Source organism: Salinimicrobium catena (assembly GCF_900102915.1).
GTDB lineage: Bacteria > Bacteroidota > Bacteroidia > Flavobacteriales > Flavobacteriaceae > Salinimicrobium > Salinimicrobium catena.
The window spans coordinates 1-16,080 of sequence record NZ_FNGG01000016.1 but is presented as its reverse complement, the minus strand read 5'-3'; the positions used below and the strand labels follow the sequence as shown (position 1 = coordinate 16,080).

The 16,080-nt window shown below is 33.1% G+C and carries 13 protein-coding genes; 10 read left to right on the top strand and 3 right to left on the bottom strand.

From position 1 onward, the window contains the following. The first annotated feature begins 235 nt into the window (after positions 1-235). Together BLS64_RS14585 and BLS64_RS14580 are read left to right on the top strand one after the other, a co-directional pair. Entirely contained in the window at positions 236-1,429 is a 1,194-nt protein-coding gene (locus BLS64_RS14585) for a site-specific integrase (RefSeq protein WP_093111911.1), read from the top strand. Between the two features lie 80 nt (positions 1,430-1,509). Next, positions 1,510-2,451, top strand: a complete 942-nt coding sequence (locus BLS64_RS14580; RefSeq protein WP_093111913.1) for a DUF2971 domain-containing protein — start codon at positions 1,510-1,512, stop codon at positions 2,449-2,451. A 2-nt stretch (positions 2,452-2,453) separates the two neighbouring features. Here the strand turns inward: BLS64_RS14580 and BLS64_RS14575 are convergent, their stop codons facing one another. Next, complete coding sequence (locus tag BLS64_RS14575; RefSeq protein ID WP_093111915.1) at positions 2,454-3,473, bottom strand: DUF4917 family protein; 1,020 nt, start codon at positions 3,471-3,473, stop codon at positions 2,454-2,456. 59 nt (positions 3,474-3,532) lie between these two features. Here BLS64_RS14575 and BLS64_RS14570 point away from each other — a divergent pair, with 59 nt between their 5' ends. Next, positions 3,533-3,916: a hypothetical protein gene (locus tag BLS64_RS14570; protein WP_093111917.1), complete on the top strand. Its 384-nt coding sequence runs from the start codon at positions 3,533-3,535 to the stop codon at positions 3,914-3,916. On the opposite strand, the gene BLS64_RS14565 is transcribed toward BLS64_RS14570, so the two are convergent. Further along, complete coding sequence (locus tag BLS64_RS14565) at positions 3,913-4,140, bottom strand: helix-turn-helix domain-containing protein (RefSeq protein ID WP_093111919.1); 228 nt, start codon at positions 4,138-4,140, stop codon at positions 3,913-3,915. The two genes, BLS64_RS14570 and BLS64_RS14565, sit on opposite strands and share 4 nt — an antisense overlap. A 78-nt stretch (positions 4,141-4,218) precedes the next feature. Between BLS64_RS14565 and BLS64_RS14560 the strand changes: the two genes are divergently transcribed. From BLS64_RS14560 to BLS64_RS14545, 4 genes are all read left to right on the top strand, one after another. Next, entirely contained in the window at positions 4,219-5,334 is a 1,116-nt protein-coding gene (locus tag BLS64_RS14560) for a hypothetical protein (protein ID WP_093111921.1), read from the top strand. Between the two features lie 242 nt (positions 5,335-5,576). Beyond that, positions 5,577-5,945, top strand: a complete 369-nt coding sequence (locus BLS64_RS14555) for a hypothetical protein (RefSeq protein ID WP_093111923.1) — start codon at positions 5,577-5,579, stop codon at positions 5,943-5,945. Positions 5,946-6,063: 118 nt separating this feature from the next. After that, the gene (locus BLS64_RS14550; protein WP_093111925.1) at positions 6,064-6,954 is read left to right on the top strand and encodes an AAA family ATPase; all 891 of its coding nucleotides are present in this window, start codon (positions 6,064-6,066) and stop codon (positions 6,952-6,954) included. Then, positions 6,935-7,918, top strand: coding sequence for a DUF3871 family protein (locus BLS64_RS14545; protein ID WP_093111927.1), 984 nt, complete (start codon positions 6,935-6,937; stop codon positions 7,916-7,918). Before BLS64_RS14550 ends, BLS64_RS14545 begins: the two co-directional genes overlap by 20 nt. Positions 7,919-8,377: 459 nt before the next feature. Here the strand turns inward: BLS64_RS14545 and BLS64_RS14535 are convergent, their stop codons facing one another. After that, entirely contained in the window at positions 8,378-10,699 is a 2,322-nt protein-coding gene (locus tag BLS64_RS14535) for a DEAD/DEAH box helicase family protein (protein ID WP_093111931.1), read from the bottom strand. 114 nt (positions 10,700-10,813) lie between these two features. Here BLS64_RS14535 and BLS64_RS14530 point away from each other — a divergent pair, with 114 nt between their 5' ends. Genes BLS64_RS14530 through BLS64_RS14520 form a run of 3 tightly spaced genes read left to right on the top strand, consistent with a single transcriptional unit; the run spans position 10,814 to position 15,935 of the window. Beyond that, positions 10,814-12,406 (top strand): ATP-binding protein, encoded by a 1,593-nt coding sequence (locus BLS64_RS14530; protein ID WP_176763488.1) that lies wholly within the window; start codon positions 10,814-10,816, stop codon positions 12,404-12,406. A gap of 11 nt (positions 12,407-12,417) precedes the next feature. After that, entirely contained in the window at positions 12,418-14,484 is a 2,067-nt protein-coding gene (locus BLS64_RS14525; protein ID WP_093111935.1) for an N-6 DNA methylase, read from the top strand. Between the two features lie 32 nt (positions 14,485-14,516). Continuing rightward, positions 14,517-15,935, top strand: coding sequence for a restriction endonuclease subunit S (locus BLS64_RS14520; RefSeq protein WP_143019345.1), 1,419 nt, complete (start codon positions 14,517-14,519; stop codon positions 15,933-15,935). Positions 15,936-16,080 lie beyond the last annotated feature (145 nt).

Here is a 16,080-nt window from a genome sequence, read left to right as displayed (position 1 = left end):
ATTAGTTGTGTTGTTTGTGGTAAATCATTGATTTACCTGGGTTTAGAAGTAAACCAATGAGAAGCTTTTCCCTTTAAGGGAAGGGCTTTTTTGTTATATAGCACCTTTTGAATATTCTCTCCTTTCCTACATTATCATCAATTTTCTTCAATAAAAGGGACCTTTTAAGGGACCCCTCTACAAATAAAAAGGGACCCTCCTATTAAACCTAATATTCACTTAAAACCAACTACATATGAAAACATTATTTTTAATCAAGAAGCAGAAAGTTAACAAAGCAGGTTTAACTCCTGTAATGTGCAGAATTACCTATGAAAAATCCAGAAAGCAGTTCTCTACAGGTTTATTTATCAATCCAGATTACTGGAGTAAGGAGAAACAGAAAGTTATAGAATCAACTGAAAACTCAGAATACATCAATACTCAATTAAGCCTGATTAAGCAAAAACTTGGTCAGGCTTTTTTATTGCTTCAAATCCAACAGAAAAATTTTGATGTTGAAGATGTCCTTAAAAGCTATAACGGAGAAGAAATTAAAAAGGAGTATGGTGTATTATCGGCTTATAAGGAACACAATGATTATTACCAGAAGTTAATAGGTAAGGATATCAAAGAAGTGTCCTGGCAGAAATTTGAAAACACAAAGGGTCATCTACAGGAGTTTATAAAATGGAAATTTCAGCAGCGAGATATCAAACTGAATAAGCTGAAATACCAGTTTATTAAAGATTTTGAATATTACCTCAGGACAGAAAAGGAGATGCAGCAAAGCACTATTAATAAAACCCTCCAGAGATTTAAGAAGATGATAAACTTTGCTGTAGCTCAGGATTATCTGGATAAGAATCCTTTTCTCATGCACAAACCTAAACCAGCAAAAAAGGAGGTAGTTTATCTTACCAAAACTGAGCTTTCCCGTCTACAAGAAAAAGAGTTAGGGAATAAGAGGTTAGAAGAGGTGAGAGACTGCTTTGTGTTCTGTTGTTACACAGGATTAGCATTTAAGGAAATGACCAATCTTAGGAAAAATCACATTGTCCAGGGGGAGGATGGGAGAAATTGGATTAAAATGAAGAGACAAAAAACAGGCAAGTCTATTTCAATTCCTTTATTACCTGTTGCGCAGAAGGTCTTAGAAAAGTATGACGGAATATTAATTCAAGGTAAAATCCTGCCTTCTAAGACTAATGCTCATTTTAATGCTTATCTGAAAGAAATAGCTGACCTCTGTGACATCAAAATTAATTTAACTCACCATATCGCTAGAAAGACCTTTGCTACCACTGTGCTACTTCTGAATGATGTGCCAATGGAGGTTGTAAGTAAGCTTTTAGGGCATTCCCGTATTACAATTACTCAAGCACATTATGGACAGATTTTGCAAGAAAAGGTGGTTTCAGAGGTTGATAAACTTATGGAAAAGTTATAATATTGAAGGGATTAAGCCACTAGATTTCCTGGTGGCTTTGATCCCTCAAAATTATATTCCCTTGTCCTCAATAATAATTTATGAAAGCTAAAAATCCTACTTTTTTTGAAGATGGAGATGACAGTTTTGTTGTTTATGCACATGGACCTATAGATCAATTACCTTTCAAACACAGAAAGGGTTTTATGCTTTTAACGAGCAAAGGAACAATTGAGATTAAAGATAAGTGGTTCAATCGTGGAAAGACAGTATATGGTTTAATGGAAAATAATTTAATTGCTGCGGAGATTACATATGATGATAAAAAGCCTCTCAGTGAAGAATTAACGCCAATTTCAGCTAGGAACTTTCCTTTTTCTCCAAGAGTAAAACTGAGAGAGGATCAAAATGTTTGGAGATATGTCGGTTACAAAAAGTTAGTGGACCTACTAGAGTCAGGAACACTGTATTTATGTAGGATTGATAGATTTGCAGATCCTTTAGAAGGAATCTCTTCAGATACTTGTAAAGTATTAATTAGAGAAGATGAGCGCTTTGATGAAGAAAAAGCAGAGAGGCAAATAAACTTGATGGAGAAGCGTTTTCAAGAAAATAGAAATTCCACGTTCACATCCTGTTGGCATATTAATGATACGATAGATCTAGAAATGTGGAATGAATACAGTAAATATGGTTTCTGTATTGAAACAAATATAAAATCCCTTACCGCCTCATTGGATAATGCTGGCATCCCTATACACATTGAACCTATAAGATATTTTAAAGAACCTTATTATAATCAGGAGGTATACTGGTTTCCAACCTTATTTAAAAGATGGGAATATAGACATGAGAGGGAACTGAGAATTTCAACTTATGGATACAACTTAGGGAGCTTTGAATGCATAAGACCGCCAATAAATATAAAAGCCCTTATACAAACTATTCATATACATCCGCAGTGCTCACAGATAACTATTGATCGAGTTAGAAAAAAATTAAAAGAATTAAATTTCCAAATTCCTCTAAAAAGGTACATTTAAAATTAAATTCCAAAAACAGTTGAGGAATTTACAAATTTCACCTCTCCGCCGTAGTTATTGAATTTAGCTAGAAAATTAAATTTTTCTAAATTAATTTCATCCATTGTTCTGTCGTGGGTATAGATACTATAAATAATAGTTCTGTCCTTAGCTTTTAAGGCTCTTAAAATATGAGTGTCAAATTCAGCCATAGCATTGCCAAATACTAATACAGGTTCTTCAGAATCTTCTAGTTGGTCTAAACAGAATCGGAGATAGCTATTATCTTGTATTCTTTCTTTTTTCTGAGATCCTGCACCTTCCGATACAAAGAGAGGAAAATTGTTTGCTCTTATCTCATCGCCAATAGATTCTATTAATTCTTGTCCATGTTCATCCTTAATTAATTTAATAGTGTACAAACCATGTTTGAAAATAAATAAGGAGCCATGTAAATAATAGATATGCTTAAAAGTCCGATTCTGATAATCCATAAATTCCCTAAAACCATTTGGAGCATTATGTCTACCCCAAAACCAGTCCTGATAGGGTACATATGTTTTATCTGTCTTACTTCTATCATGGGACAGCATTATGATATGATAAAGGTACAAATCGTAATTTGTGGTGTAAATATTGTTGAATCCTCTCAGCTTTTCTGCTACTACTTCTAATTGAGGAAATTCTATGTCTTCAGCTCTGGGATGAACTTGTTCTATGGTTCTTATTAAGCCGTTTTTTAATTCTTCTAAAGCATTTACAACTGGTTGAGTAGGTAGGTTGAGTACCGTGTTGACTTTGATTGTGTAGGTCAGATACTTTAGTATAAGCTCAAAATTAGTAGTATTAAACTCTCGAAATAGACTCCTATACTGCTCATTACAATTTTCAAGGAAAAGTGCAAAAAGAGATGGATAAGCAAAATTTCCAGAAAATTGCATGCTAAATCCATTTCCTAACAACAAATCGGGTGGATCAAATTCCTCTTTTATATTTTCCCAATTAAAAACTCCCTCTAATAATAACTCCTGTTCTGTAGGCATGTTTAAAAATATCTTTACAAAAAGCGCAAAAATAACATTTTAAATAATAAATTAACAGAATGAAATGGGTAGTTTACTTTTTTATACTTGTTTTCCCTTTTATAAGTTATTCCCAAACTTATAATTCACCTTACACACAACATTTTCCTTCTGGAATTATTGAGGAAATAAATCGCACAATAACCATTCAAGAATCAGAAGTACATATCGCAACTGAAACTCCTGAGGGAAAGGACATTCATACATTGAAGATTCAAGAAGTCACATCAGAGTTAACAGAGGGATCTGCTGGAAAGGATCTAATTATAAAATGTGTGTCAAAGGACGGAAAATTCCCAACTACAATAAGAATACCCTACCAAAATAAAATAGAAATTATTGATGTTATAGAGCCTTCTCCAGATGGTGAGGGTGAACGATATTACAGATTTTTAGTGGATTAAGAAAGATCAAATAGATCCTTGATATCTACACGTAAAGCTAGAGATATAGCATTTACATTCCCTACAGATGTATTTATTATTCCTCTCTCAATTCTGCTGATTTGGGAGATTTCTACGCCAAGATCATTGGCTAGTTGTGCCTGTGTAAAACCTTGAGCTATTCTTACTCTGCGCAAATTTTTACCAAATGCTATTAAAAACTCTTTTTCACTTGAATATTCCACAGGTTAAAATTCGTGGAGCTTCAGGTTTAATCTATAGGCATATTTGCCTACTTTTATTCTTAAGTAATTCTATTTAATATGAAAAAACTTCTACACCTTGTTTTAATACTTACATTATTCACCTTCAGCTCTACAGTTAACAGCCAGACTTCTATAGATCCAATTAGTAAGGTGGATTTTAGGACAGGCTCCTTAGAAGAGGTGAAAAATTACTTGTTGGCAAAGGATATTATTGAGGATAAAGAAGACAAATATTCCTTCTATGAATATCACTTTCCAATTACCTCTGATCAATTGACTCTATCTATTGGTTTTAATCCTGATCAATTTGATACTAAAACCCTCAGACAGTTGAGAATATATCTAAGAGAGGACACTATCTATAGGCCTGAACCTACTTATTACAAAGGTTTGGGGCCAATTTCTAAAGTTAAGGTTGACCAGATTCTAAAAACCTATCAGAAATGGTATGGGCAACATGACACGATAATTTACCCTCAAGAAAATTATGAATTTCCAAAAGAGGCTCAAGAACTTCTTGATAGTCTTCATGAGCGTAGAGTAAGTAAGCTGACTGAAGAAGAGAAGGATAGCATTAGGCAGAACCAACCTAAGACTTTTGTTTGGTATGAAAAGGATTATGATATAGAATTTTCTCTTCCCTCCTATGAAAATAATAAATATACAGGCTTTATTAATTCATATAAAGATGCTTCTATCACCTATTCAGTAAAGGACTATAAACAAAGAGTTCGCAGTCTAAAAGATTCCATTAGAAAGATAATGAAACCAGCAGAAATAGTTGAAATTTCATTAGATGATCCTACTTGGAAAGAGGAGCAGCTTGAGACCAACTTTTCCTATAGAATCAAAGATATACGACGGACTACTATGGCTAGTATGGTGGGATTTAAAGATATAGTGGCTGTGAAGTTTGATATTATTATTAAAGACTTGTTTAATGAAGAGTTAGCACAATTTGAGAACGTCATTTTTGAATTGCCCAGCTCACTAGGAAAAGATGCAAGTGGTTACAGTTACTATAACGTTGGTGGGGCTATAAATTATGGCCATCAATACCACCAGGCAGAGCGATATAACTACGCTAAAAATTTTGCTAAAGCTCATACAATTAAACTGGTTGCTAGTATTAAGGCAATAGTCTTTTCCAATGGAGATGTATTGAAAATTTAATTTTTTAAAATTTTTTTCAACGAAAATGCGTTATAATAAAAGCCCCTACCCCCCCCCTTAATTTTTAAGAATGGGCATACCCCCGCACCGCCCAAACAATCCTCAGCCATTGCTTAGAAGCTACAGTAGTTTTTTAAGTGATGGCTTTTTACTTTTTAAAACCTAAAGATCAACCTACTCGCCTCAGGTTTTGAGGAGATATCCTCTGAAATAAATGTATAATTCTAAAAATTGAAATTACTATGGTAACAATTGTGGGCTTTAAATCATTTGAAAATGAGGAAGGAAAAACCTTTCATTCTCTTGTAGTACAAGGAGATCTTGAAGCTGTAAAAAGTAAAGAAACCAATAATGTTTACTTTACTGCAAAGACAGCTTTAGTTTCATGCACCTTTAATGAAACGACTTGTAAGGAGCTTATTGGAACTAAAATGCCTGGATTGGTTAAAAGGGTGGAAGTGGAACCTTATGAATACACAGATCCATCTACAGGAGAAATCAGCACTCTTACATTCAGGAACAGATATTTTACTGATGAACAAGATGCTGAAGAAAATGAAAGGGAAGAAATTATCTCTCGAAATATAGAAGAAATGGAATCTGTCATTTAAGAATAATCCTGCTAAAAGTACAAAGGGTTTCTAGAAATAGAGACCCTTTTTTTATGTCTAATCTGTCTTGTTGGAAACTATAAGGAATCCAATGACAACAACTAATCAAATCTAAATTATGAAATTACAACAGGCGCAAAGAAGCCAAGTTAAATTAAGAATAGGTTTAAGTGGCCCAAGTGGATATGGTAAAACTTATTCAGCCCTTTTATTAGCGTACGGGATAACTAATGATTGGGGAAAGATTGCAGTTATTGATACTGAAAATAATTCTGCTAGTCTCTATTCCCACTTAGGACAATTCAACGTTTTAAATCTTGATGAACCATATACTCCTGCAAGATATATACAGGCTATTAAGCTCTGTGAAGAAGCAGGAATGGAAGTTATTATAGTGGACTCGATCAGTCACGAATGGTCAGGTAAGGGAGGGTGCCTTGAAATGCATGAACAGTTAGGTGGAAGATTTCAAGATTGGAGCAAAGTAACTCCTGAACATAACAAATTTATAGATGCACTGGTGCAGTCCAGCAGTCACGTAATTGCTACTACACGACGTAAGGTTGATTACTCTTTAGATAGAGATATGAATGGCAAAACCAAGGTGATGAAGCTTGGAACCAAGGAGATTACCAGGGAAGGGTTTGAGTATGAGTTAACGGTCAATTTCGAGCTAATTAATGACAATCATCTGGTGAAAGCATCTAAGGACAGAACAGGTCTTTTCATGGATAAACCTGAATTTATAATAAATGCTTCAACAGGTAAAAAATTAAAGGCTTGGTGCACAGAAGGTGTATCACTTGAAAAAGTGAAAAAGGAAATTTCAAACTGTCATCATTTAGGGGGTCTTAAACACATTTATGAGAAATATCCTGCTTTATCAAAGGAAATATACCCTTTGGTTATGCAGAGGAAAACAATCATTGAGAATACTAATTCTCAGGTAATAGAAGAAAGAAAAGTTGAACAATCAAAAACTATAGAAAATGGAATTAGTAGTCAATAGCCCCCTACAAAATCAAATAGTAGGCGGAGAGGAAATAGTATCAAATACAAGTAGGAATTTTATTGAAGCAAATACAAAACAAGTTACTCTTGAACATTTAAGGAAAGACTGTATAATCCCTGTGTTTGCCAAGGATAATGAAAGTACAATCAGCCATTATCAGTTTGTGCAAAAGACCAGAGAAATAGCACAGGATCTTTTCCCAGAATTTCAAGTAGCTGAACCAGACATTAGAATCTCCCATTTAATTAAAGGGAGAATCCCTTCTGCAATAGGTAAGCCTGCAAAGGAATTACTAGAGCATGAAAAAACTCTTTATTATGAGAGGTGTGCTTTTGTAATGGAAATACCTGAGGTGGTAGAGAATGTGAATGGTAATAACCTTGCCTTGACAATTGGGGGTGTGAGAGCTTACAATCAGGAGAACCTATTCAGTAAAAAGAGTCCTGAAAAATTTAAAGTTTTTATTGGCTTCAAAAACATGGTTTGTACCAACCTCTGTATAAGTACTGATGGATTGGCAAATCAGATTAAGGTTACTGATGTTGACCAACTCTCATTTGCTGTAGAGGGCTTGTTACAACAATACGACCGAGAGCATCATTTAGGTTTAATGGAGAGGATGAGTAGATACCTAATCACAGAAGAGCAATTTGCTCATTTTGTCGGTAAGCTTAGAATGTATCAGTTTATGGATAAGTCTGAGCAGAAAAAGTTATTTCCAGTAAGCTTAAATGATGGGCAGATTAATACAGTTGTAAAGAATTACTACTCCTGTCCAAATTTTAAGCGGAGTGATGACGGTTCTATTAATCTGTGGAAGCTTTATAATCTTTTTACTGAAGCTAACAAGAGCTCTTATATTGACAACAATTTTGAGAGATCTGTAAATGCATACGAGTTAACCAACAACCTCGTTAATTCGCTGCAAAGTGGTGCTAGGAATTGGTTCCTCCATAATTAATATTATAGCTGTTTTGAGTAGAATGAATGAGAAGCAGTTAGCAGAAATTTTGAAATATAGCTCGCCTACTGCATTGTATATAGTGACATGGAATAACCTGCTAAAACTCCTATTCTGTCCCTTTAAAGTGCTTGTGAAGCACCATATTGGTGATTTGAAGGAAGGAGAAGAGGTAGTGGTTGAGTCAGTTAAGGTCACTTCAGATCTCACTACTGTTTTTATTGTAGGAGGGCGAGCTTATTTCTATAACCATTTTGAAATCTTGGATGATTGAAATCGCTATATAATAATAAGAAAAAAGGAGTTTATGCTGTATTTTGGATAACCAAGCTTTTGAGATGGTTTACTCCTCATAATCAAAACCACTGAAAATGTGCAATTGCAAGAATCTGTGCAGATTTATCTCATTTAGAGAAATCTCTATATATAAAATATAAGGGATAAATCTGCATGAGGATTCTAATTTTCTATATCCTCTATTAAATAGTAATATTCATCATCCAAAAGTTTATGGAGTATCAAATTTTTAGAAGTGATAAATCTTGGGGATGGATTTAATTTTGGATAACTGAACCTTCGAGTAGCTAATTGAAAATCCAATTTTTCTTGTTGGTCATGAATAACTTTTCTTTCTTTCTTCTGAAGTGTGGTTTTAGCTTCATTAATATTTGGCAAATTTAGTTCAAACATATATGTAGCTTTTCTATTGCCTTTAGGGTCCTTTCTATATTTCTGATTGGGGTTGATATAAAAAAGGCCATTTACAAGGCCTATTAGCAAGTTCTTTTTATAATTAATAACCTCTTTTGAAGGTAATTCAATTTCTATTTCATCTAAAATAAAACTTGATTTTAGTGGAAATTTAAGCTCAGCATCGAGGAGGTATTTATTTAAAACCTCATAATTAATATAGTCATACGAGGTCAGATAGGAGTATGTTTTGATTAGAAGATTTAGGGTGGAGGAAGTAACTGCATCTTCCCTTAGAGTTAACGAGTTAATATTTTTTTTCCTTTTTAATGAAGGAGGGTGTAGAGGATATTGTTGATAATCTAGATTCAGGTAACGTCTAAAGAGGTCATTAATATGGAGAGATATTAAAGTGGATTTCCTTTTATTGGTGGGAGTGGTTTTTATAAAGTAGAGACTCTTTGGAATGTCTTGTATAAATTCATCTACTGTGTATAAAGGGTAGAGGATTCGGGAAATAAAATCAAATTGAGTGATTATTTCTAAAATATCTTTGTCAAGATCTTTCTTTCTAATATTCTGAATATTTCTCCTAGCTTTCAAGAAATCTTCTAACTTCCACTTTTCATAAGCATCCTTAATAGAGGTGAAATAATGAAGGAGAGTTTGAAAATAAATATCCTGACGCACAATAAAATCTGAAATAATTGACTGGAACTTTAAGTCATCCAATTGTTTATAAATTCCGTCATCTATTTGGGGGTTGTCATCTATGGATTCAGTTAGAACTGAGGTTACATCATCATGTTTATTTAATGCCTTTACCAATTCTTTTGGTGTATTAAAGGTGTAGGATATTTGCTCTACAAAATAAGCTTCCTGAATAACCAATCTTTCTATTGTGTTTTCTAACAATTGAACTGGAGATCCAATAAAGGTTTCATTATGAAAATTCCTATCAAATTTGAATAAGTTTTCCTCCCCTGTATAAAAAACTTTTATAGCATCTAACAGTCTTTGATAAAAAAACCTTTGATGATTTCTTTCCTCTATTAATTCCTGTCTAACCTCTTCTACAGGTCTTTCATTCTTAAGATAATTTTTGTTTACAATTTCAATTTCTATATCAGGTTTCTTGCGGAATCTTTTAGAGAATTGTTTTATTTCTGTTGGATTGAACTCATCTATCATTAGAGCCTTTCCAATATTGTTATTAAGTATATTGGCGCCAGTGCTAATGACATTGGTAGTAATTAAAAACTGGTAATCTTTTTGAATGAAAGATTCTTTTTCCAGAGTTTTATAAACCGCTGTTTGTTTTCTCTTAGATGTCAAGACAAAAGCTTTACACTTAAAATTATCCTCAATAGCACTTTTTATTGAATCACATTTTTTAGTGTTTCTTATGTATATCACATTTAATTTTTCCTTACCGTATTGCATAAGACAGTTCTCCGCAAAAGACAGTGCTACCGCCAAATATTTTGTATTTGAATAATCAACCTTAACTCTGGCTTTAATTTCCTCCCTTACCACTCTCAGTTCCGAAAGGGAAAGTAACTTCGAAATACCATGATAAGGAGTACCTGTCATTAAGACCATTTTAGCTGAAGTTTTATATAGAACTTGAATTGCTTTTACAAAAAAGTCTCTCTTGCCTTCCTTCTTATAACTATAAAGGAGTGAGTGTGCCTCATCAATTATTAATAAATCATTGGAGTGCAGATCCTCTTCAATTAGTCTTAAGCTTTTATATGTTGTAGTAATAATTTTGTCTTGAGGGAGAAGTTGCTTTCTATTAGAGGCTGCATTTAATTCAAGATCAACATTGACATTTTTCTTCTCTAGTGCTCTTTTGAATTGGCCTTGGATGATTAGGTAAGGACTGCAGAAAATTATCCTTCCTTCCTTTTTATTTTGTAGGTGGGTGATACAGAGATTGGCAAAGAAAGTAGTCTTACCACTACCTGGGCTTGCGTTGAGAAGAACTTTTTTGTTCTCATTTATAAAGGCAATTATTTCATCTGATTTTTCAGAAATGTATTTATTGATTTGAATTTCCTTTGATTGATTATTGTAGAGAGGAGACATACTTTAAAAGTAAAATTTGAGCACCCTAAAGTCTTAAAAATTCCTAAATTCACCATGTGTAAATTAAGGTTAATTTCAACTTCCCTACGGCTAACCTTCCTAAAATATTTAATAATGAATGAGGGACAATTCGCTACATCAGAATTTATAAAAACTTTTATTCAAAAGAATCCAATCAATTCTAGTTTAAAAGTAAAAGAGTCTCACCTTAAAACAATTGATCCAAATATACCTTTTGATGTCAAAGCCAATAATATTCAACAAATCAAAAAATCGTATGATTTCATATTTGGAGCATATTCTTTTGGAAAGAAATCTCAAAGCTTTGAACTATCCAAAAACAAAAAATTTCCTTTCACCTGGATAAAAATTTACGATTCTCTAAAACATTTAAATCCAACAGGAATGGGTTTTTTTGTTGTAGAACCATTGCTTTTGTACAGTAAAATGGGTGACCATTTTATGGGGAAACTTGAGGAACAAGGATTTTATCTAAATATGGTTTTAAATATTCCTGAAGGCATTTATATACCTCATTCAGCATTTACGCCTATTTTAATCGGGATGTCTCGAAAAAACAGTGAAAAACTTTTTATAGCCGAGCTCAACTCCATGAATGCTGAAGATGTTAATTATAATTTTAGTCATCAATCAGGTGATAACCTTGATGAGGGCATTTGGGTGCACCGAGATTTTAAATCCTTCAAAAATTATAAAATTTTATCACAAATAAGAAATTTAAAATCTCAGTATAAAGAGTATGAAGAATATAAATTTTCGGAGATTGCTTTAGAAATTAACACCACAGAAGATTTATTTGAAGAAAAGGATAACGCTATATTTATTCCCAAATTTGGCTCATCTGATGTAGCATCTAATAACTCAGGTTTTATTTTAAAACCAAAGCATTACTTTCAAATTATTCTTAATTCAAATATTGTTGATGCAGAATATCTCTATCTTTTCTTTCAGTCTGAACTCGGTCAACTGATAATGTCTTCAATGGAATCGGGGAATATGATTCCTAGTAGAAAAAGAAATGAGGTACTGGAAAGTTACGTTGCAATTCCAGAACTTTCTGAACAAAAATTATTGGTTAATACCTCTTTAAAACTTGATGAATTAAGAGAAGTAATAGATGACTTAAAGGTTGAATTAAGTCTAAACCCAAAAAATGTCAATGTGATTAATGAGAAATTTGATTCAATTAAGGTTTCTTTGCAGTCACTGTCAAAGGAGGATGAAATTTTGAGTCTAATCAGGAAAGGAGAGGGGAAAACTATTGAATTTAAAGAAACTTTTTCCAAAAATATAAGAACTGGTAAGAAGGATAAAGAGATAGAGAAATCTTCATTGAAAAATATAGTAGGTTTTCTAAATTCTAATGGAGGAACTCTTATTGTGGGCGTTTCTGATGAAGGTGTTGTTAAAGGTGTTGCTGAAGATTTCTTTCAAAGCAAGGATAGATATTTACTACACTTTAAAAATGCTCTAAACTCTAAAATTGGATCAGAATTCTATCCTCTTATAGATTATGACCTTTATGATGTTTTAGGACAAATACTTTTAGTGGTAGAATGTCAACCCTCAGAAGAAGCCTGTTTTTATGATAATCAGGATTTTTACATCAGAACAAATCCAGCTACAGATAAATTGGAAGGGCCAAAATTAATAGAATACATAAACCGCAGATTTAAAAAGAAATAGATTTTTTTCTTATGAAACTAAACGAAATACTTAAAGATTCTAATTATAAAATAACTCAATTTAATCAAGACCAGATTTTAGAGTTAGAAAGGTCTATCTCAGTTAAAGAAGTTAGAGGGAAGGAAGTTCCTTATGCCACTTGCCTTGTTAGACGAAAGGAAATTAAACTGACACCTGAAGAAATTGTTAGGCAATTGTACTTAAAAAAGCTTCATGATGAATTTGGTTATCCTTTTGAGAGGATGGAGCTAGAGTATGCTGTAAGTTTTGGAAGAGAAAAGAAGAGGGCTGATATCGTCATATTCGATAAGATCGATACCAGAGCCGTTTATATAATGGTTGAGCTTAAGAAGCCTAAACTTAAAGATGGAAAAGAACAATTAAAATCATATTGTAATGCAACAGGTGCTCCTATTGGAGTATGGAGTAATGGTGATTCCATATCCTTTTACAATAGGAAAGACCCAAATTACTTTGAGGATATTCCTACAATTCCCAGAGTTACAGAGAAACTTTCGGATATATTAAAGGAAAGATGGACTATAAATGATTTAGTTCAAAAAGATAAGCTGGTAACAGAAAAGAAATCTCTTAAAGATTTGATTTTAGAGATGGAGGATGAAGTATTAGCTAATGCAGGTGTAGAGGTGTTTGAGGAACTGTTCAAACTAATTTTTACCAAGCTCTATGATGAAATGGAGAGTGGAAGAAATAAAACCAGGCACTTAGTATTCCGTAATTATGGAGATACTGAAAATGAACTAAAGGAAAAAATTCAGGCTTTATTCGAAAAAGCGAAGAAAAAATGGGAGGGTGTTTTTACAGATGATTCTAAAATTATGCTTACCCCTTCACATTTATCTGTATGTGTATCTTCATTACAAGATGTAAAGCTGTTTAACTCTAACCTAGATGTTGTAGATGAGGCTTTTGAATATCTCATTAATAAAAGTAGTAAGGGAGAAAAAGGACAGTATTTCACGCCAAGATATGTAATAGATATGTGCGTGAAAATGATGAATCCACAAGTAGATGAAAAAGTGATTGATACTGCTGCTGGAAGTTGTGGATTCCCAGTTCATAGTATATTCCACGTTTGGGAGCAAATATTAAAAGAAAAAGGTATTCCTAAAAGTCACCTTTTCACAACAGAAGATAAACCTGCAGAATGTATAGACTATGTACAAAATAATGTATTTGCTATAGATTTTGACGAAAAAGCTGTGAGAGTAGCTAGAACCTTAAATCTTATTGCAGGTGATGGGCAAACTAATGTATTACATCTAAATACTCTTGATTGGGAGAGGTGGGATGAAAAGACAGATGATGAACAATGGCAAGATACATATTATCAAGGCTGGAGAAATCTTAAGAAATTAAAGGCAGAAAAAGATAGTAATAGGGATTTTCAGTTTGATGTATTAATGGCAAATCCTCCTTTTGCAGGAGACATTAAAGAAAGTAGAATTTTAGCCAAGTATGAATTAGGAAAGAAACCAAATGGTAAATATCAAAAAAAGGTAGGTAGAGATATTTTATTTATTGAAAGAAACCTAGATTTCTTAAAACCAGGAGGAAGAATGGCTGTGGTTTTACCTCAAGGAAGATTTAATAATGGAACCGATAAAAATATCAGAGAGTTTATTGCTGAACATTGTAGAATATTAGCTGTAGTGGGATTACATGGAAATGTTTTTAAACCTCATACTGGAACTAAAACTTCTGTTCTCTTTGTGCAGAAGTGGGATGATAAGTTATGTCCTAAAGTTGAAGATTACCCAATATTCTTTGCCACTATGAAAGAACCTTCCAAAGACAACAGTGGAGAGAAAATTTTTGTAAGAAAGAAGGATTACCCTGCATCTGCTTTAAAAATGGAAGGAGAAGAAGAAGGTGCAGAGCCAGGGAATCATTATAACAAAACTCCTAAAGACTCAGAAGAATTCTTGTTAGACTCTCATGGCCATTTGATTGTAAAACATGATTTATATAATCATGATGGTTTGACAAAAGATGGAATTGCTGAAGCATTTTTAGAATTTGCAAAAAGGGAAAAGCTGTCATTAGTGGGAAAGTAGGTAGCCCTTTCAATGAGAGATATTATCAAGAATTGTTGAAAGGGCTTGAAGTAAAAGAAAAATTATTCAGTGAGTCCACAAATAATAAAGATTTCAGGATAGATAGTCAATTCTACACTCAGGAACCTTTTAAAAACCCTACGCTAGATTACATTAAGATAGGTGAAGCGATAAAAAAAGCCCAGTATGGAATTTCTATTAGCATGAATGAGGAGGGTGAAGGAATTCCTATCTACAGAATGAATGAAATTCACAACATGTTGTGTGATTCAGAGGTTTCTAAATTCGCAGAAATTACTGATAAAGAACTTAGTACTTTTGTCTTAAACGATAAAGATGTTGTGTTCAATAGAACAAATTCTTATGAATGGGTTGGAAGGACAGGTATCTATCGGAAAAAAGATGATAGAGACTTCGTTTTTGCCTCCTATTTGGTAAGGTTCGTGCCAGATAAGAGCTTATTGTATCCAGAATACTTGGCTGCATTTTTAAGCTCCAATTATGGAATTAAGGATATAAAGAGGAGAGCTAGACAATCGATAAATCAAACCAATGTTAATCCTGAAGAAGTTAAGGAAATTGAAATTCCATTAATTCCTATAGCACTACAAAAGAAATTTGAATATTTATTTGAAACCGCTTACCAGAAATTATCTGCTGCAGAGAGGATAAATCAAAAGGCTTCTTTGTTGTTAGAAAAAAATCTAAACACTCTAAGCAAAGAAATTAGCACTGATAATATAAATATTAAGTCATATACGGAAAGTTTTTCCATTTCAGGAAGATTTGATGCGGAGTATTATCAACCTAAATATGATGACTATCTAGAGATTGTTCACAACTACTCTAATGGATGGAAACCATTGTATGAGTTAGTAAATCTTAAGGATAAGAGTTTTAATCCTAAAAAAAAGGAAGTGTATAATTACATTGAACTTTCTAATATAGGGGTAGATGGAACGATTGAAGACGTGACAGTAACTTCAGGTCAGGAATTACCTTCTAGAGCCAGAAGAATCGTTAAGAAAGATGATGTAATTATCAGCTCTATAGAGGGAAGCTTACAGTCTTGTGCCCTGATTACGAGTAAATATCACAATAGCTTATGCTCAACAGGGTTTTATGTTATTAATTCTTCTTTAATTAACTCTGAAACATTGCTAATTCTTTTTAAATCTGAGGTGATACAAAATATTCTGAAACAAAATTGTTCAGGAACTATATTGACCGCAATTAACAAACCTGAATTTCTTAATATTCCTATACCATTAATTGATCCAGAAATCCAAAGTGAAATTTCATCTAGCTTAAAAGAAAGCTTTGAATTAAAGGAAAAAGGAGAAGAGCTACTTGTTTTTGCCAGGCAAATAGTAGATCGAATAATAGAAAGAGGGGTAAATGATGCTATGGATTATGCTAGTGTAAAAATGCTAGAAAGGGACCTAATCTGATTTACTTGTATCATAGTACAGAGCAAGAGATAGTTATATGTAGGTGATTTAGTCTCGTCCAGACCGCAAAATTGCTAAAAGCTCCTCTTCATGGGGAGCTTTTTTTGGCAGTAAAGATTAGTTGTGTTGTTTGTGGTAAATCATT

What these genes read in the sequence shown, in the direction of transcription:
- BLS64_RS14585 (WP_093111911.1), top strand. Translation starts at nt 236, where the DNA reads ATGAAAACATTATTTTTAATCAAGAAGCAGAAAGTTAACAAAGCAGGT.
- BLS64_RS14580 (WP_093111913.1), top strand. Translation starts at nt 1,510, where the DNA reads ATGAAAGCTAAAAATCCTACTTTTTTTGAAGATGGAGATGACAGTTTT.
- BLS64_RS14575 (WP_093111915.1), bottom strand. Translation starts at nt 3,473, where the DNA reads ATGCCTACAGAACAGGAGTTATTATTAGAGGGAGTTTTTAATTGGGAA.
- BLS64_RS14570 (WP_093111917.1), top strand. Translation starts at nt 3,533, where the DNA reads ATGAAATGGGTAGTTTACTTTTTTATACTTGTTTTCCCTTTTATAAGT.
- BLS64_RS14560 (WP_093111921.1), top strand. Translation starts at nt 4,219, where the DNA reads ATGAAAAAACTTCTACACCTTGTTTTAATACTTACATTATTCACCTTC.
- BLS64_RS14555 (WP_093111923.1), top strand. Translation starts at nt 5,577, where the DNA reads ATGGTAACAATTGTGGGCTTTAAATCATTTGAAAATGAGGAAGGAAAA.
- BLS64_RS14550 (WP_093111925.1), top strand. Translation starts at nt 6,064, where the DNA reads ATGAAATTACAACAGGCGCAAAGAAGCCAAGTTAAATTAAGAATAGGT.
- BLS64_RS14545 (WP_093111927.1), top strand. Translation starts at nt 6,935, where the DNA reads ATGGAATTAGTAGTCAATAGCCCCCTACAAAATCAAATAGTAGGCGGA.
- BLS64_RS14535 (WP_093111931.1), bottom strand. Translation starts at nt 10,699, where the DNA reads ATGTCTCCTCTCTACAATAATCAATCAAAGGAAATTCAAATCAATAAA.
- BLS64_RS14530 (WP_176763488.1), top strand. Translation starts at nt 10,814, where the DNA reads ATGAATGAGGGACAATTCGCTACATCAGAATTTATAAAAACTTTTATT.
- BLS64_RS14525 (WP_093111935.1), top strand. Translation starts at nt 12,418, where the DNA reads ATGAAACTAAACGAAATACTTAAAGATTCTAATTATAAAATAACTCAA.